At 67.2% G+C, this 24,539-nt stretch carries 24 protein-coding genes and 1 other RNA gene; 15 read left to right on the forward strand and 10 right to left on the reverse strand.

Annotated features, from left to right (window positions below; genetic code table 11):
• Positions 1 to 64: 64 nt before the first annotated feature.
• The 7 genes from BLM15_RS01210 to BLM15_RS01240 form a co-directional block, all read right to left on the reverse strand.
• The gene (locus BLM15_RS01210; protein WP_126109609.1) at positions 65 to 1,021 is read right to left on the reverse strand and encodes a sensor domain-containing diguanylate cyclase; all 957 of its coding nucleotides are present in this window, start codon (positions 1,019 to 1,021) and stop codon (positions 65 to 67) included.
• Positions 1,022 to 1,109: 88 nt separating this feature from the next.
• Positions 1,110 to 2,342 (reverse strand): ABC transporter permease, encoded by a 1,233-nt coding sequence (locus BLM15_RS01215; protein WP_126109611.1) that lies wholly within the window; start codon positions 2,340 to 2,342, stop codon positions 1,110 to 1,112.
• Positions 2,339 to 3,088: an ABC transporter ATP-binding protein gene (locus BLM15_RS01220; RefSeq protein WP_126109613.1), complete on the reverse strand. Its 750-nt coding sequence runs from the start codon at positions 3,086 to 3,088 to the stop codon at positions 2,339 to 2,341. The genes BLM15_RS01215 and BLM15_RS01220 overlap by 4 nt, the downstream gene beginning before the upstream one ends.
• Before the next feature lie 11 nt (positions 3,089 to 3,099).
• Positions 3,100 to 4,767 carry an efflux RND transporter periplasmic adaptor subunit gene (locus BLM15_RS01225; protein WP_126109615.1) on the reverse strand — a complete coding sequence of 556 codons (1,668 nt, stop codon included), beginning with the start codon at positions 4,765 to 4,767 and terminating at the stop codon, positions 3,100 to 3,102.
• Between the two features lie 126 nt (positions 4,768 to 4,893).
• Complete coding sequence (locus BLM15_RS01230) at positions 4,894 to 5,682, reverse strand: N-acetylmuramoyl-L-alanine amidase (protein ID WP_126109617.1); 789 nt, start codon at positions 5,680 to 5,682, stop codon at positions 4,894 to 4,896.
• A gap of 246 nt (positions 5,683 to 5,928) precedes the next feature.
• Positions 5,929 to 6,693, reverse strand: coding sequence for a TerB family tellurite resistance protein (locus BLM15_RS01235; RefSeq protein WP_126109619.1), 765 nt, complete (start codon positions 6,691 to 6,693; stop codon positions 5,929 to 5,931).
• Positions 6,694 to 6,749: 56 nt separating this feature from the next.
• The gene (locus BLM15_RS01240) at positions 6,750 to 7,049 is read right to left on the reverse strand and encodes a glycine zipper domain-containing protein (protein ID WP_126109621.1); all 300 of its coding nucleotides are present in this window, start codon (positions 7,047 to 7,049) and stop codon (positions 6,750 to 6,752) included.
• Positions 7,050 to 7,362: 313 nt separating this feature from the next.
• Between BLM15_RS01240 and BLM15_RS01245 the strand changes: the two genes are divergently transcribed.
• Entirely contained in the window at positions 7,363 to 8,019 is a 657-nt protein-coding gene (locus BLM15_RS01245; protein ID WP_126109624.1) for a lytic transglycosylase domain-containing protein, read from the forward strand.
• Positions 8,020 to 8,172: 153 nt separating this feature from the next.
• Positions 8,173 to 8,565: RNase P RNA component class A (gene rnpB, locus BLM15_RS01250), an RNA gene on the forward strand.
• Positions 8,566 to 8,626: 61 nt separating this feature from the next.
• Here rnpB and BLM15_RS01255 read toward each other — a convergent pair.
• The gene (locus BLM15_RS01255; RefSeq protein WP_126109626.1) at positions 8,627 to 9,580 is read right to left on the reverse strand and encodes an MBL fold metallo-hydrolase; all 954 of its coding nucleotides are present in this window, start codon (positions 9,578 to 9,580) and stop codon (positions 8,627 to 8,629) included.
• Between the two features lie 120 nt (positions 9,581 to 9,700).
• A complete protein-coding gene (locus BLM15_RS01260) occupies positions 9,701 to 10,126 on the reverse strand; it encodes an organic hydroperoxide resistance protein (protein WP_110488942.1) in 426 nt (141 codons plus the stop codon).
• 230 nt (positions 10,127 to 10,356) lie between these two features.
• On the opposite strand from BLM15_RS01260, the gene BLM15_RS01265 reads away from it, so the two are divergent.
• The 10 genes from BLM15_RS01265 to BLM15_RS01310 all read left to right on the forward strand — a co-directional run bounded on the left by BLM15_RS01265 (position 10,357) and on the right by BLM15_RS01310 (position 20,953).
• The gene (locus BLM15_RS01265; protein ID WP_126109628.1) at positions 10,357 to 10,821 is read left to right on the forward strand and encodes a MarR family winged helix-turn-helix transcriptional regulator; all 465 of its coding nucleotides are present in this window, start codon (positions 10,357 to 10,359) and stop codon (positions 10,819 to 10,821) included.
• Between the two features lie 386 nt (positions 10,822 to 11,207).
• A complete protein-coding gene (locus BLM15_RS01270; RefSeq protein WP_126109630.1) occupies positions 11,208 to 11,666 on the forward strand; it encodes a division/cell wall cluster transcriptional repressor MraZ in 459 nt (152 codons plus the stop codon).
• Entirely contained in the window at positions 11,663 to 12,667 is a 1,005-nt protein-coding gene (gene rsmH, locus BLM15_RS01275; RefSeq protein ID WP_126109632.1) for a 16S rRNA (cytosine(1402)-N(4))-methyltransferase RsmH, read from the forward strand. Before BLM15_RS01270 ends, rsmH begins: the two co-directional genes overlap by 4 nt.
• Before the next feature lie 2 nt (positions 12,668 to 12,669).
• Entirely contained in the window at positions 12,670 to 13,059 is a 390-nt protein-coding gene (gene ftsL / locus BLM15_RS01280; RefSeq protein ID WP_110488944.1) for a cell division protein FtsL, read from the forward strand.
• Positions 13,056 to 14,852 (forward strand): peptidoglycan D,D-transpeptidase FtsI family protein, encoded by a 1,797-nt coding sequence (locus tag BLM15_RS01285; RefSeq protein ID WP_126109634.1) that lies wholly within the window; start codon positions 13,056 to 13,058, stop codon positions 14,850 to 14,852. The genes ftsL and BLM15_RS01285 overlap by 4 nt, the downstream gene beginning before the upstream one ends.
• A 163-nt stretch (positions 14,853 to 15,015) precedes the next feature.
• A complete protein-coding gene (locus BLM15_RS01290) occupies positions 15,016 to 16,488 on the forward strand; it encodes a UDP-N-acetylmuramoyl-L-alanyl-D-glutamate--2,6-diaminopimelate ligase (RefSeq protein WP_126109636.1) in 1,473 nt (490 codons plus the stop codon).
• On the forward strand, positions 16,485 to 17,909 hold the full coding sequence (locus BLM15_RS01295) for a UDP-N-acetylmuramoylalanyl-D-glutamyl-2,6-diaminopimelate--D-alanyl-D-alanine ligase (RefSeq protein ID WP_126109638.1): 1,425 nt from the start codon (positions 16,485 to 16,487) through the stop codon (positions 17,907 to 17,909). Before BLM15_RS01290 ends, BLM15_RS01295 begins: the two co-directional genes overlap by 4 nt.
• A gap of 17 nt (positions 17,910 to 17,926) precedes the next feature.
• Positions 17,927 to 19,009 (forward strand): phospho-N-acetylmuramoyl-pentapeptide-transferase, encoded by a 1,083-nt coding sequence (gene mraY, locus BLM15_RS01300; RefSeq protein ID WP_126109640.1) that lies wholly within the window; start codon positions 17,927 to 17,929, stop codon positions 19,007 to 19,009.
• Positions 19,009 to 20,439, forward strand: coding sequence for a UDP-N-acetylmuramoyl-L-alanine--D-glutamate ligase (gene murD / locus BLM15_RS01305; RefSeq protein ID WP_126109642.1), 1,431 nt, complete (start codon positions 19,009 to 19,011; stop codon positions 20,437 to 20,439). The genes mraY and murD overlap by 1 nt, the downstream gene beginning before the upstream one ends.
• 52 nt (positions 20,440 to 20,491) lie before the next feature.
• Complete coding sequence (locus BLM15_RS01310; RefSeq protein WP_126109644.1) at positions 20,492 to 20,953, forward strand: cupin domain-containing protein; 462 nt, start codon at positions 20,492 to 20,494, stop codon at positions 20,951 to 20,953.
• On the opposite strand, the gene BLM15_RS01315 is transcribed toward BLM15_RS01310, so the two are convergent.
• Complete coding sequence (locus tag BLM15_RS01315) at positions 20,938 to 21,462, reverse strand: DinB family protein (protein ID WP_126109646.1); 525 nt, start codon at positions 21,460 to 21,462, stop codon at positions 20,938 to 20,940. The genes BLM15_RS01310 and BLM15_RS01315 overlap by 16 nt on opposite strands.
• Positions 21,463 to 21,558: 96 nt before the next feature.
• Here BLM15_RS01315 and BLM15_RS01320 point away from each other — a divergent pair, with 96 nt between their 5' ends.
• From BLM15_RS01320 to murG, 3 genes are all read left to right on the forward strand, one after another.
• Positions 21,559 to 22,179 (forward strand): TetR/AcrR family transcriptional regulator, encoded by a 621-nt coding sequence (locus BLM15_RS01320; RefSeq protein WP_126109648.1) that lies wholly within the window; start codon positions 21,559 to 21,561, stop codon positions 22,177 to 22,179.
• Positions 22,180 to 22,293: 114 nt separating this feature from the next.
• Complete coding sequence (locus BLM15_RS01325) at positions 22,294 to 23,433, forward strand: FtsW/RodA/SpoVE family cell cycle protein (protein ID WP_126109650.1); 1,140 nt, start codon at positions 22,294 to 22,296, stop codon at positions 23,431 to 23,433.
• On the forward strand, positions 23,430 to 24,530 hold the full coding sequence (murG, locus tag BLM15_RS01330) for an undecaprenyldiphospho-muramoylpentapeptide beta-N-acetylglucosaminyltransferase (RefSeq protein ID WP_126109652.1): 1,101 nt from the start codon (positions 23,430 to 23,432) through the stop codon (positions 24,528 to 24,530). The genes BLM15_RS01325 and murG overlap by 4 nt, the downstream gene beginning before the upstream one ends.
• The last annotated feature ends 9 nt before the right edge of the window (positions 24,531 to 24,539 follow it).

Here is a 24,539-nt window from a genome sequence, read left to right on the forward strand (position 1 = left end):
CGTTGGCAAGCCGTGATGTCTGCTCAGGGCGGGAAGCCGACGCTCCGGCCCATAGGCTGCTAGCTCAGATCGCGTGCGCCCTGCGGGCGTGAACCATCGCCACGTCTCCCGCGACCTCCACCGGATCGCCGAACAGGCGCAGGCAGTTGCGGCCGGCCGCCTTGGCGACATAGAGCGCTGAATCCGCTTCGGCGAAGCGTCGCTCCGGATCGTGCAGGAGACCGGGGCGCAGGATGGTGGCGCCGATCGAGGCGCTGACCGCGATGGTGGTGTCACGCCAGGCGACCGGGCGCGCCAGCGCCTGCTGCGCCTGCTCCAGCCGATGGAGCAGATAAGGGCGGCCGGCGGCCGAGCAGAGCAGCAGGCCGAACTCGTCGCCGCCGATGCGGGCGATGATCTGGGCATCGCTGAGCGAGGTCTCCAGCCGCATTGCGAGCTGGCGCAGGCACTCGTCGCCGGCGGCATGGCCGAAGCGGTCGTTGATCGGCTTCAGATTGTCGAGATCGACGATGGCAAGGACGCCGAGCGCGCAATTGTCGCCGGTGTGGCGGCGCAGGTCGGAGAGCTGCATCTCGAAGGCGCGGCGATTGGCGAGGCCGGTCAGCGGATCGCTATAGGCGAGCCGGCGCAGGCCCATCCACATGTCCTTCTCGCCGGTGATGTCCTGCTTGGCGCCGTGGATGCGGACCGGCCGGCCATGCTCATGCGTGACAGAGGCGGAGAGGCGCATCCAGCGCTCGGCGCCGGCGGCGGTCAGTATCCGGGCGTCCATGCTGAAACCCTGTCCGGATGCGATCAGCCGGCCACGGAGGCGCTCCATCTCGGCACGCGAGTCATTGTGATAGAGGTCGACGATCGAAGGGCGGTGGATCGCCGAGCCGCGCGGCAGGCCGAACAGGTCGTAGATGCCGTCGGTCCAGCTCAATTGCGTATCGGCCAGCCGGCATTCCCAGGCGCCGATGCCGGCCATCAGCGCAGCCTGGTCGTAAAGGCGTCTGGCTTCGGCGTCGGAGAGCGGCATCAGCGGGAATGGCCTCGCACCGCACGACTCACGCGGCCTTTCGAAGCTAGTTTCGCAAGCGTTAACGAAGGCTTCCCGTTGCGCCAGCTCACTCGCGCCTGAGCGCCTCGATCGGGTCGAGCCGCGCCGCCTGCCGGGCGGGATAGAAGCCGAAGAAGACGCCGATCAATCCGGAGACGCCGACCGCAACCAGGATCGTTTCCGGCGAGATCACGAAGGGCCAGGCGGCGAAGCGGGCGATCCCCGTGGCGGCGCCGATGCCGAGCGCGATGCCGACGGCGCCACCGATGGTCGCCAGCGTCGTCGCTTCGATCAGGAATTGCGAGAGCACGTCGCGCTGGCGGGCGCCGACGGCGAGGCGCAGGCCGATCTCGCGGGTGCGCTCGGTCACCGAGACCAGCATGATGTTCATGATGCCGATGCCGCCGACCAGCAAGGAGACGCCGGCGACCGCCGCGAGCAGCCAGGAGAGGGTGCTGGCGGCTGCGGTCGCGGTGTTGGCGATCTCGGTCAGGTTGCGGACGATGAAGTCGTCCTCCTGATCCTCTGCGAGGCGATGGCGCTGGCGCAGCAAAGCGCGCGTCTGCTCGATGCCGGGGCTGATCGCTCCCTCGCTGGCGAACTTGACCATGATGGTCTGGACCGAGCGGTCGCGGGCGTAATTGCGGCCGATGATGCGGCGGCGACCGGTGTCGAGCGGCACGAAGATGACGTCATCCTGGTCCTGGCCGAGCGCCGACTGGCCCTTGCCCGCCATCACGCCGATAACCTTGAACGGCACGTTGCGGATACGGAACATCTGGCCGAGCGGATCGCTCTCGCCGAACAGGTTCTTGGCCACGGTCTGGCCGATGATGGCGACGATCTCGCCCCGGCGCAGTTCCTCCGGCTCGAACAGGCGGCCCTCTGCCAGTCCCCATTCGCGGGCGGCGAAGAAATCGAGATCGGTCGCGGTGATCGTCGTCGACCAATTGGTGCCGGCATAGACCGCCTGGGCGCGCGTGGTGATCACCGAGGCTGAGGCGGCGACGTTCTCGACCTCGTTCAGGACGGCGCGCGCATCTTCGTCGGTCAGCGTAGAGGAGGCGCCGGCCCCTAACCTGACGCCGCCCTGGGTGACGTTGCCGGCCTGGATGATGGCGAGATTGGCGCCGAGCGACTTGATCTGGCTATCGACGCGCTCGCGGGCGCCCGAGCCGATCGCGACCATGGCGATCACCGCGGCGACGCCGATGATGATGCCGAGCATGGTCAGCGCCGAGCGCAGCGCATTGGCGCCGATGGCGGAGAGGGCGGAACGGATGGCTTCGATGAGGCTCATTCGGCGGCCTCGGGCAAAGAGGTGGTGCTGTCGTGAGCGGCGAGCGCCGCGCGCGCATCGGCCGGTTCCTGGCGGGTGTCGGCGATGACATGGCCGTCGCGGAAGCGCACGACTCGTCGGGCATGGCGGGCGACCTCGGCATCATGCGTCACCAGCACGACGGTGACGCCCTCGCGGTTGAGGTCCTGGAAGAGGGCAAGGATCTCGAGCGCGGTGCGGCTGTCGAGCGCGCCGGTCGGTTCGTCGGCGAGGAGGAGGCGCGGCTGGTTGACCAGGGCCCGAGCGATGGCGACGCGCTGCTGTTGGCCGCCGGAGAGCTGCATCGGTCGATGATGCGCGCGGTCGGCGAGGCCGACGCGCGCCAATGCGGCAAGCGCACGCTCACGTCGCGACTTGCCGTCGAGCCCGGCATAGACCATCGGCAGCTCGACATTGGCGCAGGCGTCGACGCGCGGCAGCAGGTTGAACTGCTGGAAGACGAAGCCGAGCTTGCGATTGCGGAGTGCGGCGAGTCCGTCACTGGAGAGCGTCTCGACCGCGACGCCGTCGAGCCGGTAATGGCCGCCGGTCGGCCGGTCGAGGCAGCCGACCAGGTTCATGAAGGTCGACTTGCCGGAACCCGACGGGCCCATCACCGCAACGAGCTCGCCGGCCTCGATGTCGAGCGAAACCCCGCCGAGGGCGGTGACGCGACCGGAATCGAGATCGTAGACCCGGGAGAGATCGCGCACCTCGATCAGCGCCATGGCTGCGGCCCTCAGAACAGGCGCGGGCCGCGCGGGGCGGGACCGCGGCTGGCGGGCGTCGGCTCGGCGGTGCGCGGGCCGCCGCCGATCACGACCTCGATGCCCTCGGCGATGCCGGCCGCCGGCAGAACTTGCGTAAAGGCGCCGTCGCTCGGCCCGAGCCTGATCGCGACCGGCTTGGGCTGGCCCTCGCCGTCGAGCACATAGACGCGGCCGGGCGTGATGTCGTTTTGCGTCGCCGGCCGGCCGTCCTGCATCAGGGCCTCGAACTTGGTGCGGCGCTCGGGATCGAGCACGGCGGCGACCTTGGCGCGCAATTCGGTGCGGGCAGCGCGAAAGGCGGCGCGGCGCTCCTCCTCGGACAGGCCAGCCATGGCCTGGCGGTTGCCGCTGCGCTGTTCGGCCATGATCGCGGCGATCGCCTGTTTCTGCTCCGGCGTCGGCTGAACCTCCTCCTCGATGCGCTCGCGTAGGGCTCCGGCAGCGCGACCGCCGCCTCCGGTGCGTGCCGTCTGCGCCTCGGCCGGCGCGGTGGCGGGCAGGGCGGTCGGGCCGCCGAGCGGGCGGAAGCGCAGCGCCGCATTGGGCACGCGCAGCACGTCCTGCCGATCGTCGGTGACGATCTGGAGATTGGCGGTCATTCCTGGCAGCAGCGCGAGATCACGGTTCTCGACGCGCACGACGCCGGTATAGGTGACGACGTTCTGGATGGTCTGGGCGCCGAGGCGGACCATCTGCACTTTTCCCTGGAAGGTCCGGTTCGGATAGGCGTTGACGCTGAACGAGACCTCCTGGTCGACCTTGAGCCGGCCGACATCGGCCTCGTCGATATTGGCGTAGATGTCGATGGTGCGCAGGTCCTGCGCGATCTGGAACAGCACCGGCGCCGAGAGCGAGGCGGCGACCGTCTGGCCGAGATCGACCTGGCGCTGGACAACGACGCCATCGACCGGCGAGCGGATCTCGGTGCGCTCGAGATCGATCAGGATGTCCTTCAGCTTGGCATCGCGCTGGGCGATCAGCGCTTCGCCGGACTGGACCTGGCCTTCCGCCAGCGCGATATCGGCGTCGAGGCCGGCGATCTCGGCCTGGAGCGAGGCGATCTGTGCCTCGTTCGAGGCGAGCGTCGCGGTCTGGATCTCGACCTGGGTGCGGGCGCTGTCGAGGCCCTGCTGCGCGCCGGCGCCGCGAGTGAACAGCTCGTTCTGGCGGTCGAAGGTGCGCTTGGCATCGGCGAGCTGGGCGCGGGTGCGGTCGCGCTGGGCCTCGAGGTCGTTGACGGTCGAGTTCGCCTTGGTCCGCGCCACCTTGGCCCGCGCGAGCTGGGCGCGCTTGACGACGAGATCGGCCTTCGCCTGCTGCAAATCAGCGGCGGCGGCGTCGCGGCGGGTCTTGATCTGGTCGCTGTTGAGGCGAGCCACGACCTGGCCGGCCTTCACCTGCGAGTTGTAATCGGCGAGGATTTCGACGATCTGGCCGGAAAGCTGCGAGCCGACCACGACGGTGGTCATCGGCGTCAGCGTGCCGGTGGCGCGGACGGATGCGGTGATCCGGCCGCGATCGATCGCGGCGGTACGATACGCTACGTCATTGGCTGCGCCGCCGGTCGGCCGCAGTGCGAAATAGCCAGCTGCCAGCGCGCCTGCGCCGACCACCGCACCGATTGCCCAGAGACGCACGTCCGTTCACCCTCCCAAGGCTGGCCGAAGAAGCCGGCCTTCCATTCCGCGCAGCATGCCAGATTCAGGCAGGCGAGACGAGTTAACTCGCTGCAACGTTGCGGAAAGCTTGCCGGAAGCCGTCGCTCAGGTCGTCCGCGCTTCCTGCGTCAGCGCCAGGAGGTCGCGCAATGTGGTGATGGTCGAGCCGTCGGCGACGCCGTCGACCTTTTCCGGCCGCCAATGGCGCTGGAAGGCGGCGACGACCGCCTCGAAGCGCTCGTCATAGGTCCCGTCGACCGAGACGCCGTAGCCGAGCATCGCGAACATCGCCTGCAGCGCCTCGACCGGCGGGCCGGCATCGCCGCGGGCGAAGAAGCGGCCGCCCTTGATCGGCGCTGGTTCCGTCCAGAGCCCGACGCCGCCCTCGGCAAAGTGGCGCCAGGGGAATGTCTCGCCCGGATCGATCTTGCGGCCTGGGGCGATGTCGGAATGGGCGAGCACCCGCTCGGGCGGGATCTGCCAGCGCTCGCAGATGTCGCGGCAGAGGTTCAGCGTCGCGGCGATCTGCGCCTCGGGAAAGTCCGGCAGGCCGCCGGGATGGCCGGGATTGGCGATCTCGATGCCGATCGAGGCCGAATTCAGGTCGGTCTCGCCGGCCCAGTACGAGGCCCCGGCATGCCAGGCGCGGCGCGCTTCGGGTACCAGCTGGAGCGTGTGGCCGTTCTCGAAGACGAAGTAGTGCGAGGAGACCTGCGAGACCGGGTTGCACAGCCACTGCAGCGCCTCGCCGGCGTCCGGCATGCCGGTATAATGCAGAATCAGCGTGTCCGGGTGGCGTTGGGTCGACCCGTCACTGAACTTGCGCTCGCCATGATTGGGCGAGGGGAAGACCTTGGCGGCGAAGCGGCTATCGGGTTCGAGGACGAGGCTCACGTTGGAGGCTACCAGTGACCATGGCTAGGGTTTGGGCGTTGGCGATTTTGTCCGAGTGCCAGGAGCTTGGTGCGGCCAAGCCTTCCGGCTTGGCCGTGACGAGCGACGCCGCAATCGGGCAAAAGCGCCACGCCGCTGCGCGGTGAGGTGAAACCGGCCGACTGCGGCGTCGCACCGCTTGCCGATACCAGCGGTATCGGCGGCGCAATGCTCCTGGCATTCGGGCGGTTTGACCTCACCCAAACCCTAGTCATGGTCACTGGTAGCCTCTAGTTCAACCTGCTTGGGGCTGAGGCCACGTTCCTTCTCGATCGCGTCCCAGGCCGCATTGATGGCGGCGAGGCGGCGGGTCGCAATGCAGATCGCCTCCTCGGGCAGGCCACGGGCGATCTCGCGATCGGGATGGTTCTCGATGACGAGGCGACGATGCAGCTGCTTGAGCTCGCCATTGCTCATCGCGCGGTCGGCGCCGAGCACGATATAGGGGTCATCGCGCCGGCGCAGATGACGCGCCTCGATGCGGGCAAAGCCGGCTTCGTCGACCCTGAAGATCGTCGCGACATCGCGCAGATAGGCGTGCTCGTGCTCGTGGATCGCGCCATCGGCGGCGGCGATCAGGAAGAGGCCGTCGAGCACGTCCTCGATTAGAGCCGGCTCGTCGCGGAAGGCTTCGGCGATCTGCTGCGCATAAGCCTCGAAGCCGGCGCTGGTCTGCTTGGCGAGATCGAACAGGCGCTCGATATGGGCCTGCTCGTCGGGAGGTACGGTGACGATGCGCTGGAAGGCCGCGATCTCGTCGCGTGTCACCACACCGTCGGCGCGCGCCATCTTGGCGGCGAGCGCGACTAGGCCGGTCGTGAAGATCAGCTGCTTGGGCGCGGGCCCGAACAGGGCTCCCTCACGATCGACCAGCACGTGCCCGGCCACGGCGCCAACGAGCGCGCCGAGCGGTCCGCCAAAGGCGAAGCCGAGGCCGCCGCCGCCCAATGCTCCCCAGAAAGACGACTTCATCGCTCATCCAGCCATGGCCGTTCCTGGCCATGGCATCTGCGTAGAATGCACCGGGCTCAGCGGCAATAGAGCCGGCCGTAATAGTCGCGGTAATAGCCGTACGGACAGCCGCCATAGCCGTCGTCATAATAGTAGCCACCGCGGCGATAGGGCGATGTCGCCGAGCCGACGATGGCGCCACCGGCGGCACCGATCGCGGCGCCGGCGAGTGCGCCGCCTGCGCGGCCTGTGGCAAGTCCGCCGATCAGGGCACCGCCGGCAGCGCCAACCAGCGCGCCGCCGCCGACACGCTCCTCATGCGGTGTGCAGGCGCCAAGGGCGAGCCCGACAACCGCGATTGCCATCAACGTCTTCATCTCATTCCCCCTTCTCGGGTCGCTTGCAGCGGCACGATCCCAGCCTCAGCCGACTTTTTGCATTGCGACCGGGAATTGCGGTCGCAGTGCGGCGATGATTTGGCGTGCCGCCATAACTGCGTCAACGCCGGGCAGGGTGAATCGTTCCGCCGCTCAATACATGATAATTACTGCTCTCGAAACGAGGCTAAAGTATTTGCAGGTGCTCGGTAATGGCTCGGTTATCTGTCGTATCGGCCAGATTGTCGTCACATTCATCTATCATTTCACCGCACCGTTTTGCGCTGCACAAGATAGATGAGGCTTCCTCTGCATGAACAAAATCTCCGGTAGCGGCTGCGCCGCCTTCGCGATTTGCCTGGCCTTTCTTCAACCCGCTTCTGCCCAGGTGAACGCCGAGACCGACGCCCGCGCCTTCATCGTTCGGGAGGCTGAAATCCGGCGCCAGGCCGCCGCTGCCGAGCAGGACCAGGATCCGCAGAAGGAGACAGCCGAAACCGCCCAGACCAAGGGCGGGCGCAAGGCGCAGGCCAAGGCTGGCAAGACCGTTCGCGAGGCTCGTACACCACTCGCGGCGCCCGCGGGTTCGGAAGGTCTGCGCGCGCTGGTCGCCCGTCATGCCGCTGCCAATGGCGTGCCGTTCTCGCTGGCGGATGCCGTGGTGCGTATCGAGAGCCGTTACAATCCGCGCGCTGCCAATGCCGGGAACTTCGGCCTGATGCAGATCCGACATCAGACAGCGCGCGGCGTCGGCTACAGCGGCGGCGCAGCAGGCCTGCTCGATGCCGACACCAACGCCCGCTATGCCATGAAATATCTCGGCCAGGCCTACAAGCTCGCCGGCGGCGACACCTGCCGCACGGTGATGAAGTACCAGAGCGGTCACATGGCGACCCGCATGAGCGGCGCCAACCGCGCCTATTGCGGCAAGGTGCGTACCATCACCGGTGCGACCCAGGCCAGCAACTGAGCTTTAATCCGGCAGACCGCTTCGCAACGCCGGATTCATCCATCGTTGAAAATCAGGCACTTGCGTGATTTTCAACGAGCGGAATACGCAATCCCTCGACGGGATTCCGTATGCGCTTGACGGCTCTGGCCTTTACAGCGCACAGGGGGCCGGCCAGTCGGCCGGACGGCCGCTCCTGCTTCGGCAGGGGAGGAAAGTCCGGGCTCCACGGAAACACGGTGCCGGATAACGTCCGGCGGGGGCGACCCCAGGGAAAGCGCCACAGAGATCGAACCGCCTGCGGCTTCGGCCGCAGGTAAGGGTGAAAAGGTGCGGTAAGAGCGCACCGCGGACCCGGCAACGGGGACGGCATGGCAAGCCCCACCGGGAGCAAAACCGAATAGGGACGATGCTCGCCCGCAAGGGAGGAGGGACCGGTTTCCAGGTCCAGTCGTCCGGGTTGGTTGCTCGAGGCGCGCAGCAATGCACGTCCCAGAGGAATGGCCGTCACGTCGGGGGAGCGATCTCCCGGCCATCCAAAACCCGGCTTACAGGCCGGCTGGCACCCTCATCGCAGCGAAAAGGGCCGGGAGCGATCCCGGCCCTTTCGTGTCTGCTGACGCTGCGGTCAGAGCGTGTAGCTCCACTCCGCCGTGGCAAAGCGGTAGCCGTTGCCCTCCTTGTTGACCCGGCCGAAGCCGGGGAAGGGGATATGGGCGCCGCTGATCACCAGCTTGTCGGCCGCCGCCATGTCGAGCACGCGCCGGCGCGAGGCAACGGCCTGCTTTGCGTCGGCGTCGAAGACGAAGGTGATCTCGGGCTGGGCGGTCTGCAGCACGACATTATGGATGCAGTCGCCGACGAGCAGAAGTTGCTGGTTGCCGGAGGAAAGCCGCAGGATGCTGTGCCCCGGCGTATGGCCCGGAGCGTGCTCGAGCGTCAGTCCGGGCGCGACCTCGCCCGCCTTCACCTTGCGGGTACGGCTGGCATAAGGCGCCAGCGCCCCGCGGGCGGAGGCGAAGAACGGTTTCACCTCCGCCGGCGCCTGGCTGAGGATGCCGTCATCATGCCAGAAGGCATGCTCGGCCTCGTGGATGATCAGCTCGGCGTTGGGGAAGCGGGCGGTCTTCTCGGCTGTGAGAAGGCCTTCGTGATGATCCGGGTGAGCGTGCGTCAGGATGATCGCGTCGATCTGCGCCGGCTCGATCCCGGCAGCACGCAGGTTGCTCTCGGCCCGGCCCATGGTGTTGCCCATGGCGTTCCAGGCGCCGGAACCGGTGTCGACGAGATAGGTCCGGTCCTTGCTATTGACGACGAAGGCGTTGACCGAGGTCGGCAGGCTTTCGTCGAGGCCGGCGCCGGCAATGAGCTGGCGTACGGTTGTCGGCTCAGGGCCGGCGAAGGACTGGGCACCGAGCGGGACATAGCCGTCGAGAAGCGCGGTGATTTCGAGGTCGCCGAGCTTGCGGCGATAGATGCCCGGCACCTGTGCGCCGGTCAAGGGAGCGCGGGCGTACGCGGGCAGGGCAGGCGCGAGTGCGGCTGCTGCAGCCGCTGTGAGGAAATGGCGGCGATCGATCATGGGATGTTCCAGAGGCTTTGAGGTTGAGGCTTCCGGAAACGAGGCCGGCTGGAGGGCGGGCCAAATCGTCTCACGGCCGGAGGGATGCCCGGCCGTGAGGATCAGATGGGTGGGGTAAGGTCAGGCCGCAACCGTCAGCTGGACGTCAATGTTGCCCCGGGTCGCGTCCGAATACGGGCAGACGATATGGGCCTTCTGGACGAGGTCCTCGAGCTTGGCCTTCTCGATGCCGGGCGCCGAGATCGTCAGCTTGACGGCGATGCCGAAGCCCTTGCCGTCGTCACGCGGGCCGATGCCGACATCGGCGCTGACGCGGGCGTCGTCCGGGATCTTCACGCTCTCCTTGCCGGCGGCGAACTTCAGCGCGCCGAGGAAGCAGGCGGAATAGCCCATGGCGAAGAGCTGCTCGGGATTGGTGCCCTCGCCACCGCCGCCGCCGAGCTCTTTCGGCGTGTTCAGCACGAGCTTGACGTTGCCGGTATCGGTCGCGGCCTGGCCTTCGCGGCCACCGGTGGCGGAACCATGGGCGGTGTAGAGGATTTTCATGATTGCTCTCCTTGCTGGGCGGCCCGTCCGCCGTGGTTGATGCGAATTAGATTGTGCACAATCGAATTGTCTGCAATTCAAATTTCCGTGAACAGGCAGCGCTCGGTGCGATGAAAGAGTATCTTGGGTTCATCGCAGGGTGAGACTGTTTCATCGGTGGGTTGTTCCAATCCGATCGGATCGCTCGCCCTGTCCAAGGAGCCATGATGCGGTCGACTGACGGCAAAGCCATGACGGAAGATGCGAAGGCGACATTGGTGCGCGGGCTCGACGATCAGATCTGCTTTGCGGTCTATTCGGCCGCTCATGCCTTCAACCGGGCCTATCGGCCGTTCCTGGCCGAGCTCGGGCTGACCTATCCGCAATATCTGGTCATGCTGGTGCTGTGGGAGCAGGATGGCCAGAGCGTGAAGGCGATCGGCGATCGATTGATGCTCGATTCCGGCACGCTGACGCCACTGCTGAAGCGCCTGGAAGGCAACGGTCTCATCCTGCGCAAGCGCGGCCGCGAAGATGAGCGGCAGGTCCTGGTCGAGCTGACTGGCGCCGGCCGCGCCCTGCGCGAGAAGGCGAGCCTGTCAGCCAATCCCGTGCCCTGCGCGGTCGAGGACAGCGGTGTCCCGCCGGGGCGCTTGCTGGACGATGTCCGCGCCCTGCGCGAGGCGCTGCTGCGCAGAGCGGCGGCGGAAGGCTAGAGCCCGGCAGGGCAGGGCGCGCAGCCCCGAAAATATTTCTTCGCAGATCCGGTGGGGCGGCCAGCTCTCATGGGCGCCGCCGGGCCTCGGTGCGTGCCGAAAATCCTCGTCTTTACGGATAGTTAACCTTAACGGGCTGTGATGCCTGCAGGCTCGGGCAGACCTCCTTCTGCAGCGCTGGATCCGTTGACGCCCATATTGTCCCATGCTATCCCAAATTATCCCGTCGAGACCGACAGGCAAGCAACAAGTCGAAGCCCGTGTGCCGCGCGGATTTTGGCTGATGGCTCCGCCATGTCGGGATCGACGGGGGTATCGATTGCCGGTGCCTGCCGGCTCGCTTCGCGCCATAGCGGCGCGGTTGGAAGTCCGACCTGGAGGCGGCGTTGACGGACCGCTTCGTCTCCCATTTCACCAACAGGCTGGACGCCAAGGGGCGCGTCTCGATCCCGGCTTCTTTCCGGGCCGTGCTGGCGAAGGACGGCTACGAGGGGCTCTACGTCTATCCGGCGCTCGACCAGGCCAGTCTCGATTGCGGCGGCCATGCGCTGCGGGCGACGATCGACGAGATCCTGTCGCGCTTCTCGCCCTTCTCCGAGGAATGGGAGTCGCTCTCGACGGCGTTGAATGGCACCTCCGAGGTGTTGAAGGTCGACCCCGAAGGGCGGATGATGCTGAGCGAGGCGCTGAAGGCGCATGCCGGCATCGGCGATACCGTCACCTTCGTCGGGCAGGGCCACAAATTCCAGATCTGGGAGCCGGAGCGCTTCAAGGCGCATCTCGAGGATGCCAGGGGAAAGCTGCGCGACGTCCGGCGCATGCTGGGCGCGAGGACGGTGCCATGACCGGCGAATCCCACATTCCCGTGCTGATGGACGAGGCGCTCGATGCGCTCGCGCTCAAGCCTGGCGGCCGCTATCTCGACGGCACGTTCGGCGCCGGTGGCTATTCGCGCGCCCTGCTGGAGCGCGAGCCGGAGGCGACGCTGCTCGCGCTCGATCGCGATCCCACCGCGATCGCCGGCGGTGCCGACCTCGTCCTGGCGATGGGCGGGCGGTTGACGCTGGCCGAGGCCCGCTTCGGTGCGCTGGCGGAGGAGGCCGAGCGCTTCCAGATGGTGCCGCTCGACGGCGTCGTCCTCGATATAGGCGTCTCCTCGATGCAGCTCGACCAGGCCGAGCGTGGCTTCTCCTTCCGTTTCGACGGGCCGCTCGACATGCGCATGGGGGCGAGCGGCCAGAGCGCGGCCGAACTCGTCAACGAAGCCGATGAAGGCGTGCTCGCCAACATCATCTACCATTATGGCGAGGAGCGGCGCTCGCGCGCCGTGGCGCGCGCCATCGTCGAGGCCAGGCGCAAGGCGCCGATCACGACGACGAAGCAGCTTGCCGATCTCGTCGCCGGCATCGTCCGGGGCGAGCCCGGCGGGGCGCATCCGGCGACACGGACCTTCCAGGGCCTGCGCATCGCGGTCAATGACGAGCTCGGCGAGCTGGTCAGGGCGCTGCATGGCGCCGAGGCCGTGCTGAAGCCGGGCGGGCGGCTGTCCGTCGTCACCTTCCATTCGCTCGAGGACCGCATCGTCAAGCAGTTCTTCGCGGAGCGCTCGGGCAAGGCGCCGACCGGCTCGCGCCATGCCCCGGCCGTGGCACAGCCGCAGGCGACGTTCAGCCTCGTCATCAAGGGGCCGGTCGCGCCGTCCGTGGCCGAAACCAGAGCCAACCCGCGGGCCCGCTCGGCCAAGCTGCGCGCCGTGGAGCGTACCGACCTTCCGCCGCGCGCGCCCGATCCCGATCTTGTCGGGCTCGCCGTGGTGCCCGCGCCGCAAGCCCGCCGGAGGAGCTGAGCATGATCAAGCTCTTGCATATCGTCGCCATCGGCGCGCTGGTGTCCTCGGCGCTCTATGCCTACTCGATCAAGTACGAGACGACGCTGCAGGCCGAACAGCTGCAGAAGCTGAAGGCCAAGGCCCAGCGCGAGCGCGAGGCGATCGCGGTGCTCAAGGCGGAATGGCAGTTCCTCAACCGGCCCGAACGCCTGCAGGCGCTGGCCGACAAGCACCTCGACCTGCAGCCGCTGGCGATCACACAGATCGTGCGCCTGTCGGACATCCCCAATCGCGGGCCGAAGGTCGACTCGATCGGCCGCAAGCTGGAGGACCTCGGCCTCGGCCTGCCGACCGAGACGCCGAAAGATCGCAAGAGCAACGCCGTGACGACGCCGGGAGCCCGCCCATGAGCCAGGAGCCCTACCAGCACGCCGGGGCGCTCGAGATCGGTGCCGCCGCGATCGAAAAACCCGTGGTTGCGAAGCGCAAATGGCGCTTCCGCACCGAATGGCTGCGCGACGTCTTCCGGATGAGCGGCGAGAAGAGCGAGCCCCGCGTCGGGCTCGTCATTCTCGGTTTCAGCGGGCTGTTCCTGGCGATCGTCGGCAGGCTCGTCATGCTCGGCGCCTTCCCGAGCGACCAGGTCGGCCTGCGCCGCGCGACCTCGAACGCGATCTCGGCGGCTCGGCCCGACATCCTCGACCGCAACGGCATCCAGCTTGCAACTGATGTGCGCACCGTCTCGGTCTTCGCCGAGCCGCGCAATATTCTCGACAAGGACGAGGCGACCGAGCTCCTGACCGCGGTGCTGCCCGATCTCAATGCCAAGGAGCTGCGCGATAAGCTCGGCACCAAGAAGGGCTTTGTCTGGGTCAAGCGCGAGATCACGCCGCGCCAGCAGGCGGAGGTCCACAGGCTCGGCATTCCCGGCGTCGGCTTCGTGCCCGAGAACAAGCGCGTCTATCCGAACGGGAACGTCGCCGCGCATGTGCTCGGCTTCGCCAATGTCGACAATATCGGCATCGCCGGCATCGAGAAGTACATCGACTCGCAAGGGCTGCAGGACCTGAATGGCGCGGGCTTCGCTGTGCAGGCTTCCGACCTCAAGCCGGTGCAGCTCTCAATCGACATGCGCGTCCAGCATCTGGTGCGCGACGAGCTGGTCAAGGGCATCGAGAAATACCGGGCGATTGCTGCGGCCGGCGCCATCATGGACGTCAACACCGGCGAGGTGATCGCGCTGGTCTCGCTGCCCGATTTCGATCCCAACAATCCGGTCGACGCGCTGGAGAAGGATCGGATCAACCGGATGAATGTCGGCGTCTACGAGATGGGCTCGACCTTCAAGGCGCTGACCATCGCGATGGCGCTCGATTCCGGCAAGGCCAACATCAATTCGAGCTACTCGACCGCTGGCGGCATGATGCGGTTCGGCCGCCAGGTCATCAAGGAATACCACGGCACCGGCCGTACGCTGACGGTGCCGGAGGTGTTCCTGCATTCGTCGAACATGGGCTCCATCAAGATGGCGCTCGCGGTCGGCGTCGAGGGCCACAAGGCCTTCCTGAAGAAGATGATGCAGCTCGACCGGATGACGACGGAACTGCCGGAGAGCGCCGCGCCGATCGTCCCCGGGCGCTGGGGTGAGATCAATACGGCGACGATCGCCTTCGGCCATGGCCTTGCGGTCGCGCCGCTCCAGGCGCTGGCGGCGGTCGGAGCGCTGGTCAATGGCGGCTACCTGATCAGGCCAACCTTCCTGAAGCGCTCCGAGGAGGAGGCCAAGAAGGACGCGGTCCGCGTGATCAAGCCCGAGACCTCCGAGGCCATGCGCTTCATCATGCGGCTCAACGGCGACAAGGGCTCGGCCCGGTTCGCGAACATTCCCGGCTATTTCGTCGGCGGCAAAACCGGCACGGCCGAGAAGGTTATCAATGGCCGCTACGCCAAGAACAAGAACTTCACCACCTTCACGGCGATCGCGCCCTCGGACAAGCCGCGCTATGTCTTCCTCGCCATCTATGACGAGCCGAAGGGCTATGCCGAGAGCGGCGGCTACTCGACCGCGGCCTGGAATGCTGGCAAGACCACCGGCAAGGTGATCGAGCGAGCCGCGCCGATCCTCGGCCTGGCGCCGCGCTTCGACCCGCCGGTCGCTCCGTTCCCGCTGATGGCCAGGCTGAACGCCTGGGGCTCGCGCTGAGCCCGCCCGCAAATTCGTCAAGGCGGGCTGCGAATGGCGTTTGTCTGCGCTTCGGTGCTCACGTACTTGAGTACGCTCCGCTCCGATGCTCGAAAAACCCCATTCTCGCCACGCCCTGACGAATTTTCGAACGGACTCTGGGCCGAAGGACCTTGGTAGTGAGATGACCCAATCCGGTTTCAGCCTCGGCCAGCTCTTCCCCGGGGCGTTTCCGGAGTCGGGCGAGCGCCGCGTCAACGGCCTCGCCTTCGATAGCCGTAAGGTCTCGGCCGGCGATGCCTTCGTTGCGCTCGCAGGCGCCAAGGCCGATGGTGCCCGCTTCATCGCCGATGCGGTCCAGCGCGGGGCGGTCGCGATCGTTGCCGGTGGGCCACGCCCAGCCGATCTGCCGGCCGAGGTTGCCTATGCGCAGGTCGAGGATCCGCGCCGCGCTCTGGCACTGGCCGCCGCGACGGTGCATCCACGCCAGCCGGGAACTGTTGTCGCCGTCACCGGCACGAGCGGGAAATCCTCGGTCGCCGAGTTCACTCGCCAGATCTTTATGGCGCTCGGGCGCAAGGCAGCGAGCGTCGGCACGATCGGCATCGTCACCGAGGACGGAGCCGATTACGGCTCGCTGACCACGCCGGACCCGCTCTCGCTGCACGCCTCGCTCGACAAGCTCGCCGGCGATGGCGTCACGCATGTGGCGATGGAAGCGTCCTCGCACGGGCTCGACCAGCGCCGCCTCGACGGCGTCCGGCTCTCGGCCGGCGCCTTCCTCAATCTCGGCCGCGACCATCTCGACTACCATCCGAGCGTCGAGGACTATCTTTCTGCCAAGCTGCGGCTCTGGGAGCTGCTGCCGGCCGGCGCACCGGTGGTGATCAATCGCGATGAACCTTATGCCGCCGACGCGGAAGCTGCGGCACGGGCAGGCGGCCATCCGGTGATCGGCATTGGAAAGCTGGGCGACCGCCTGAAACTGCTTGATCTGGCCCGTGAAGGCTTCTCGCAGCGCCTGACGGTCGAGGTCGATGGTGCGACGGTGGAGGTCGTGCTGCCGATAGTCGGCGACTACATGGCCGGCAATGCGCTGGTCGCCGCCGGGCTCGCGATCGCGACTGGCGAGGACCCGGTGGCCAGCGTTCAGGCCATTGCCGGCCTCAAGGGCGTTCCTGGCCGGCTCGATCGCGTGGCTGAGCACAATGGCGGGCTCATCGTGGTCGATTATGCCCACAAACCCGATGCGCTTGCGGCAGTGCTGAAGGCGTTGCGGCCCTATGCCGGTGGTCGGCTGGTCTGCGTCTTCGGCTGCGGTGGCGACCGCGATCGCGGCAAGCGTCCGCTGATGGGCAAGATCGCCGCCGATGGCGCCGACATCGCGATCGTCACCGACGACAATCCGCGCAGCGAGGATCCCGCCGCGATCCGTGCCGAGGTCCTGGCGGCGGCGCCGGACCGTCTCAGGGAAATCGGTGACCGGGCCGAGGCGATCGCGGCCGGCGTCACCATGCTGCAGCCTGGGGATGTCCTGGTCGTTGCCGGAAAAGGCCATGAAAGCGGCCAGATCGTCGGCGATCGGACTTTGCCGTTTTTGGATCACGATGTGGTCCGGGAGGCGATCGTGGCATTGGCTGGGGGAAGACGGGGATGACCACCGAACCGCTGTGGACCGGCGCGCGCCTGGTCGAGGCGATGGGCGCCCGTTCGCAAGGCCCTGTGCCGGCTGCCGTGAACGGCGCCTCGATCGACACGCGCACGCTGGAGCCGGGCGATGCCTTCTTCGCGATCAAGGGCGAGCGCGACGGGCATGACTTTGTCGCGGCCGCGCTCGACAGGGGCGCGGCGCTGGCCGTCGTCGATGAGGCACATGCGGGCACTTTCCCGGCGGATGTGCCGCTAGCAGTCGTGCCCGATGTGCTGCGCGCGATGGAGCAGGCTGGCATGGCGCGCCGGGCCGAGCTCTCGGCCAAGGTCGTCGCGGTGACAGGTTCTGTCGGCAAGACCGGCACCAAGGAGGCGCTGAGACTCGTGCTCTCGCGCCAGGGCAAGACGCATGCGCCGGTCGCCTCCTACAACAACCATTGGGGCGTGCCGCTGACGCTGGTGCGGACGCCGCGCGACGTACGCTACGGCGTCTACGAGATCGGCATGAACGCGCCCGGCGAGATCCTGCCGCTGGCGAAGATGGTCAAGCCCGATGTCGCCGTGATCACCACGATCCAGCCGGTGCATCTTGCCGCCTTCGAGTCGCTGGAGGGGATCGCTCGCGAGAAAGCAGCGATCTTCGGCGGGCTGAAGGCTGGCGGCACGGCGATCATCAATGCCGACATCCCGCAGGCCGGCCTGTTGCGTGAGCTGGCGCTCGCCGGCGGGGCAGGGCGCGTCATCTCCTTCGGCGAGAGCGAGCAGGCGGATGTGCGGTTGCTCGGCTGTGCGCTGAAGCCGGATGTCTCAACCGCCAATGCCAGCGTGCTGGGCCAGGCGGTGACCTACAAGCTCGGCAGCCCGGGCAAGCACATCGTCTTGAACTCGCTCGCCGTGCTCGCGGCGGTCGAGGCGCTCGGTGCCGATCTTGCTCTGGCGGCGCTGGCGCTCGGCGACCTCAAGCCACCGGCCGGGCGCGGCGCGCGGCAGGTGCTGCACGCACCGGCCGGCCCGTTCACGCTGATCGACGAGAGCTATAACGGCAACCCGGCTTCAATGCGGGCGGCGATCGAGAATCTCGGCCGCATGCCAGTCTCCGGCAGAGGCCGGCGCATCGCCGTGCTCGGCGACATGCTGGAGCTCGGCGAAACCGGGCCGGAGCTGCACAAGGGGCTCGCCGACGCGGTCACCGGAAACGGAATCGACCTCGTCTTCGCCTGTGGCCCGCTGATGAGAACCCTGTACGACGCCTTGCCTTCGCACCGCCGCGGCGCTTATTCCGTGCAGGCGACCGGTCTCGAGCCTCATGTGCTCGACGCGGTTCGCGCCGGCGACGTCGTCACGGTGAAGGGTTCTCTCGGCACGCGCATGGGGCCGATCGTCAAGGCGATGACGGCTCGCTTCCCGGTCGTCCAGGCCGACGACTGAGTAAGGAATAAGGTTCGATGCTGGTCTGGCTTGCCGATTTTGCGGGGACATTCCCGATCCTCAACGTCTTCCGCTACATCACTTTCCGCGCCGGCGGAGCGACCGCGACCGCGCTGCTCTTCGTCTTCTTCTTCGGGCCGGCGGCGATCTCCTGGCTCCGGATCAAGCAGGGCAAGGGCCAGCCGATCCGTACCGACGGGCCGGAATCGCATCTGGCCAAGCGCGGCACGCCGACCATGGGCGGGCTGATGATCCTGACCGGGCTCTTCGTCGCGACGCTGCTCTGGGGCAACCTGCGCAACCCTTACGTCTGGATCGTGCTCGGCGTGACCGCGACCTATGGCGCGATCGGCTTCTATGACGATTTCCTCAAGGTGACGAAGCAGTCGCACAAGGGCTTCTCCAGCAAGGCGCGCCTCGGCCTCGAGATCGTCATCGCGCTCGCCGCCTGCACGGCGATCATGCAGGTTAGCCCGCCCTCGATCGCCAGCGGCTTTGCCATGCCGTTCCTCAAGGAACTGATGATCCCACTCGGCATCCTGTTCCCGGTGGCCACCGCCTTCGTCGTGGTCGGCGCCGGCAATTCGGTGAACCTGACCGACGGGCTCGACGGCCTCGCCATCGTGCCGGTGATGATCGCGGCCGGCACCTTCGGCTTCATCGCCTACCTCGCCGGTAACGCCATCTTCGCCAACTACCTGCAGATCCATCATGTCCCCGGCGTCGGCGAGCTCGCCGTGATCTGCGGCGCGATGATGGGAGCGGGGCTCGGCTTCCTCTGGTTCAACGCGCCGCCGGCGCAGATCTTCATGGGCGACACCGGCTCGCTCGGCCTGGGCGGCATGCTCGGCACCATTGCGGTGGCGATCAAGCACGAGGTCGTGCTCGCCATCGTCGGCGGCCTGTTCGTGGTCGAGGCGCTCTCGGTGATCATCCAGGTCGCGGTGTTCAAGCGCACCGGCAAGCGCGTCTTCCTGATGGCGCCGATCCACCACCATTTCGAGAAGCTGGGCTGGACCGAGCCGCAGGTGGTGATCCGCTTCTGGATCATCTCGGTGGTGCTGGCGCTGGTCGGCCTCGCCACGCTGAAGCTGCGTTGATGACCCCTATTACGGTTTTCGCCGGCAAGACGCTTGCTCTGTTCGGCTTGGGCGGCTCGGGGCTGGTGACGGCGCGTGCGCTCGTCGCTGGCGCGGCCAAGGTTGCTTGCTGGGACGATAATCAGGCGAGCCGCGACAAGGCGGCGGCCGAGGGGCTCTCCGTTGTCGATCTCGCCACCGCCGACTGGTCGGGTTTTGCCGCTTTCGTGCTGTCGCCTGGCGTGCCGTTGACTCATCCCGCGCCACACTGGACGGTTGAGAAAGCCAGGGCCGCGAATGTCCCAGTGATCGGCGACATCGAATTGTTCTTCCTCGAACGGGCGAAGATTGCGCCCGCTGCGCCGGTGATCTGCATCACCGGCACCAATGGCAAGTCGACGACGACAGCGCTGATTGCGCATGTGCTTGAGGCCGCCGGCCGCGACGTGCAGATGGGCGGCAATATCGGCACCGCCGTGCTGGCGCTGGAGCCACCGGCTCTGGATCGCATCCATGTCGTCGAGTGCTCGACCTTTCAGATCGATCTGGCGCCGTCGATGAAGCCGAGCGTCGGCATCCAGATGAACCTGACGCCGGATCATCTCGACCGGCACGGCACCTTCGAAGCCTATGGCGCGATCAAGGAGCGGCTAGTCGCGGCCTCCGACATCGCGGTTGTAGGCGTCGACGACGAGCCGTCGAAGCAGATGGCGCGCCGGCGCGCCGCGCAGGCTAAGCCGCTCGTGAAGATCAGCGGCGAGCAGCCGCTCGACGAGGGCGTCTTCGCCGGCGTCACCGCCAATGCCGGCCAGCTCGACACCCGTATCGTCGAGGTCAGGGACGGCAAGCCGAAGGTCGTCGCCAATCTCGCCGGCATCGGTTCCTTGCGTGGCAGCCATAATGCCCAGAATGCGGCGGCTGCCTTTGCCGCCTGCGCGGCGCTTGGCCTGACGGCCGAGGAAGTCGCCGCCGGTTTCAGGAGCTATCCCGGGCTGAAGCACCGGATGGAGGAGCTCGGCCGCATCGGGCGCGTCGTCTTCATCAACGATTCCAAGGCGACCAATGCCGACTCGACCGAGAAGGCGTTGACCTCCTTCCGCGAGATATTCTGGATCCTCGGCGGCAAGGCCAAGGAAGGCGGCATCGAGTCGCTAAGGCGCTATTTCCCCAACATCGCCCACGCCTATCTGATCGGCGCAGCGAGCGACCTCTTCGCCGCGACCTTCGACGATGACGGCCGCGTTGCTTACGAGCGCAGTGGCACGCTCGACATCGCGGTCGCGTCCGCGACGAAGGTGGCGCTGGCGCGGGAAGGGACCGGCGAGATCGCCGTGCTGCTCTCGCCGGCCTGCGCCTCCTACGATCAGTTCCCGAATTTCGAGGTGCGGGGCGACGCGTTCCGGGCGCTGGTCAAGGCGCTGCCGGGATTCGAGGCGGTTGCAGCCCGCTAGACGGCCGTCGCGTGATAGGTTGCGGGCGGCCATCAGCCTGGAGCCGCCCGCCATGCCCAAGATCGACGTCGCCGCCGTACCGGAACGCAAGGGCTCGGGTTATCCGAAGCCCTTCGACGCCCCTTGCGCCGAGCGTATCCGCAAGCGGCTCGGCAATGCCGGCGGCCTCAGCGATTTCGGCGTCAACCTGATGCGGCTTCCGCCCGGCGGCTGGTCGAGCCAGCGGCACTGGCATTCGCATGAGGACGAGTTCGTCTATCTGCTCGAAGGAGAACTGGTCCTGGTCGAGGACCAAGGCGAGACGATGCTGCGCCCCGGCGATTGTGCCGCCTTCGCCAAGAACAGCCGCAACGGCCACCACATGATCAACCGGTCGGACAAGGTCGCGGTCTATCTCGAAGTCGGCAGCCGCCATGGGGCCGACCTCACCACCTGCTCCGACATCGACATGATGAGCGCCAATGCCGACGGGCGCTTCGTGCACAAGGATGGCAGGCCCTATCCCGAGACGTGAGCTGCCGTTCTCTGCTGGCGCCGCGCCGGCTCCGACTGGTGCAGGTAGACGGCGAGCGTGTCCCAGGGCGGCATGACCTTGAGCTGCCACAGGATGCGGCAGACCTCGCCGCGATGAACCGCCGAGTGCAGGGCGACGTGCAGGAGCATCTCCTGCTTGGTCATACGACCCTTGTCGCCATCGGTGAAGCTGAAGGCGACCGCTTCGGTCAGCATCTCGGGCGAGGCCGTCCGGACATAGTCCTGGTACCAGCGATCCGTCGCCGCGACCGCTGCCCGGAGCTCATCCAGGGATGGCGTCTCGGTTGTGTTGTCCGAGGTGTAGCCATGGTCTGTGCTGGTCAGATGCGCGGCGAAGATCTCGGCCACGACATGGTAGTGGCTGATCAGCCGCAGCGCGGTCTTGCGCTCTGCAGCTTGCGTCGCTCCATCAAGCAGCGCCAGCTTGTCGAGCAGGTCATTATTCGCCCAGGCTTGGTACCCGTACAGGGTTTGCAGCATCTCGCTCATGATCGATGGTCCCGCGCAAGAAATGTGAGTAATGTCCTCATATTCGGGGCCGAGGCGTCCAATTTGTCTACTCGCATTGCCAAAGAGCGGTTCTCGATGCGCAAGGAGCCGCGTCAGGCGCGATCGCGGGCGACGGTGGACGCAGTGGTCGAGGCCGGGGCTCGCATTCTGAGCGAGCAGGGCTGGGGCGGCTTCACGACGAACAAGGTCGCCGATGCCGCCGGCGTCAGCATCGGCTCGCTCTATCAGTACTTCCCCGACAAGCTGTCGCTGGTCGACGCGATCAGGCGCCGGCATATCGATGACAGCCTCGCTGCGGTCCGGGGCGCTCTCGCCGAGACACAATCCCTCGTCGCGTTCGTCGAAACCCTGGTGGCCAACATCATCGAGGCGCACAGCATCCATCCGGGGCTGCATCGTGTGCTTCTGGACGAAGCGCCGGGCCTCGAGGCCTACCGGGACCAGAACAGCCAGATCGAGGCGCAGTACCTCGCCCTCTACACCGAAGCGGCGAGCGCCTATGAAGCGCAGGATCGGGGCGTTCCCGCCGCGACCGTCGGCCTCGTCATTTCCGATGCGATCGATGGCGTGATCCACAATGCGGCGCGTCGCGGCAGGCTGCGCGAGCCCCAGTTGCGGGACGAGCTCGTTAGGATGATCTGCTCGTATCTGGCGGATCGTGGCGAGGTCGCGGTGGACAAGCCGCGGCGGCTGTAAGCCGGCGGGCGCGATCGTCGGCATCGGAATCAATCGGTTAACCATTCATTGACAGAGTGATTCGCCGGAGCGGGCGCCTTCGATCTGCCTGCTCATCGACGGAGCCTTGGAACGATGGTCTCGCGCGCAGAACCCAGCCTGAGCGGCCGCTGGTGGTGGTCGATCGACCGCGTCATCCTGACGACGCTGGTGACGCTGATGGTCTCCGGCGTGGTGCTGCTGATGGCGGGCGGGCCGCCGGTCGCCGAGCGGCTGGGCCTGTCGACCTTCCATTTCGTCAACCGCCAGGTGGTCTATCTCCTGGTCGCGCTGGCGATCTTCCTCTCGACCTCGCTGCTCGCGCCGCGCCAGGTGCGGCGGATCGCGTTGGTCATCTTCCTGTTCTCTCTCGCCGGCGTGATCGGCACGCTCTATTTCGGCGTCGAGGTCAAGGGTGCCAAGCGCTGGCTGACGCTCGGGCCGCTTGGGTCGATCCAACCCTCCGAATTCCTGAAACCGGCCTTCGTCGTGCTCGCCGCCTGGGCTTTTGCCGAAGGCCATCGCCGGCCCGAGTTGCCGGGCACGATCATCGCCTTCCTGCTGCTGCCGATCACGATCGTGCCCTTGGTGCTGCAGCCGGACTTCGGCCAGACCATCCTGGTCACCCTGGTCTGGGCCGGGCTGTTCTTCGTCGCCGGCCTGCACTGGTTCTGGGTCTTGGGGCTCGGTGGCATCGGCGCCGTCGGCCTGTTCATAGCCTATGAACTCGTCCCGCATGTGCGCGCCCGCATCGAGCGCTTCATGGACAAGGGCTCGGGCGACACCTTCCAGGTCGATACCGCGCTGGAAAGCTTCGCCCAGGGCGGCTGGTTCGGAAAGGGCCCGGGCGAAGGCACGGTCAAGCGCATCCTGCCGGACGCCCATACCGACTTCATCTTCGCGGTCACCGCCGAGGAGTTCGGCATCGTCGTCTGCATGGTGCTGGTGCTGCTTTTCGCGACGATCGTTCTGCGGGCGCTGTTCGTGGCGCAGCGTGCCGAGGATCCGTTCGTGCGCCTCGGCGTCACAGGTCTTGCCCTGCTTTTTGGCATCCAGGCCGCGATCAACATGATGGTGAACCTGCACATGATGCCGGCCAAGGGCATGACCTTGCCGTTCATCTCCTATGGCGGCTCCTCGCTGATCTCGCTGGCGCTCGGCACCGGCTTCCTGCTGGCGCTGACCCGCAAGCGGCCGCGCGCCGAGAGCTTCGGCAAGCCGGAGCGCAGCTCGTGAGCGCAGAGGCGCAGGCGCCGCTCGTCGTGCTCGCCGCCGGCGGCACGGGCGGGCACCTCTTTCCGGCCGAGGCGCTGAGCCATGCCTTGCACAGCCACGGCGCCAGGGTGGCGCTGATCACCGATACGCGCGCTGCCGAATACGCCGGCAACTTCCCGGCCGAGTCGATCCATGCGGTGCCGGCGGCGACGCCCTCGGGCAAGTCGCCGGTCGCGATGGCGAAGGCTGCCGTCGTGCTCCTGCGCGGCGGGCTGGCGGCGCGCCAGGCGATCAAGCAGCTGAAGCCCGCCATCGTCGTCGGCTTCGGCGGCTATCCGACCGTGCCGCCGGTCTTCGCCGCGGCGCTGATGGGCGTGCCGACCATGGTGCACGAGCAGAACGCCGTGATCGGCCGGGCCAACCGCTTCCTCGCGAGCCGGGTCAAGGCGATCGCGACCGGCTTTGCCGAAGTCGGCGGGCTGACACCGGAGCAGGCAAGGAAGTGTACCCAGGTTGGTAATCCGGTCCGGCCAGCGGTGATCGATGCGGCCTCGCCCTATAGCGAGCCGGACGGGCGTCTCAACCTGCTCGTCTTCGGCGGCAGCCAGGGCGCGCGGGTGATGGCCGACATCGTCCCGCCGGCGATGCAGCTGCTCTCGCCGGAGGAGCGCGGCCGCCTGTCGATCGTCCAGCAGGCGCGGGCCGAAGATGACGAGCGGGTGCGGAAGATCTACACCTCCCTCGGTATCAGGTTCGAGATCGCGCCCTTCTTCAAGGACCTGCCAGCGCGGATGGCGGCGGCCCATCTGGTGATCGCACGCTCCGGCGCCTCGACCATCGCCGAACTCACGGTGATCGGTCGCCCCTCGCTGCTGGTGCCATTGCCGGGCTCGCTCGACCAAGACCAGGCCGCCAATGCCGGAGTGCTCGCGAGAGCTGGCGGGGCGATGATGATCCTGCAGAACGATTTCTCGCCGCGGCGGCTCGCTGCGGAGCTGTCCGTGCTGCTCGCCGAACCGTTGCGCTTGACGGCGATGGCTCAGGCGGCCAAGAGCGCGGGCATACCGGATGCGGCCGACCGCCTGGCGCGGCTCGTGCTGCAGACCGCCCAAAACTGATCTTTCAGG

The organism is Bosea sp. Tri-49 (genome assembly GCF_003952665.1).
GTDB lineage: Bacteria > Pseudomonadota > Alphaproteobacteria > Rhizobiales > Beijerinckiaceae > Allobosea.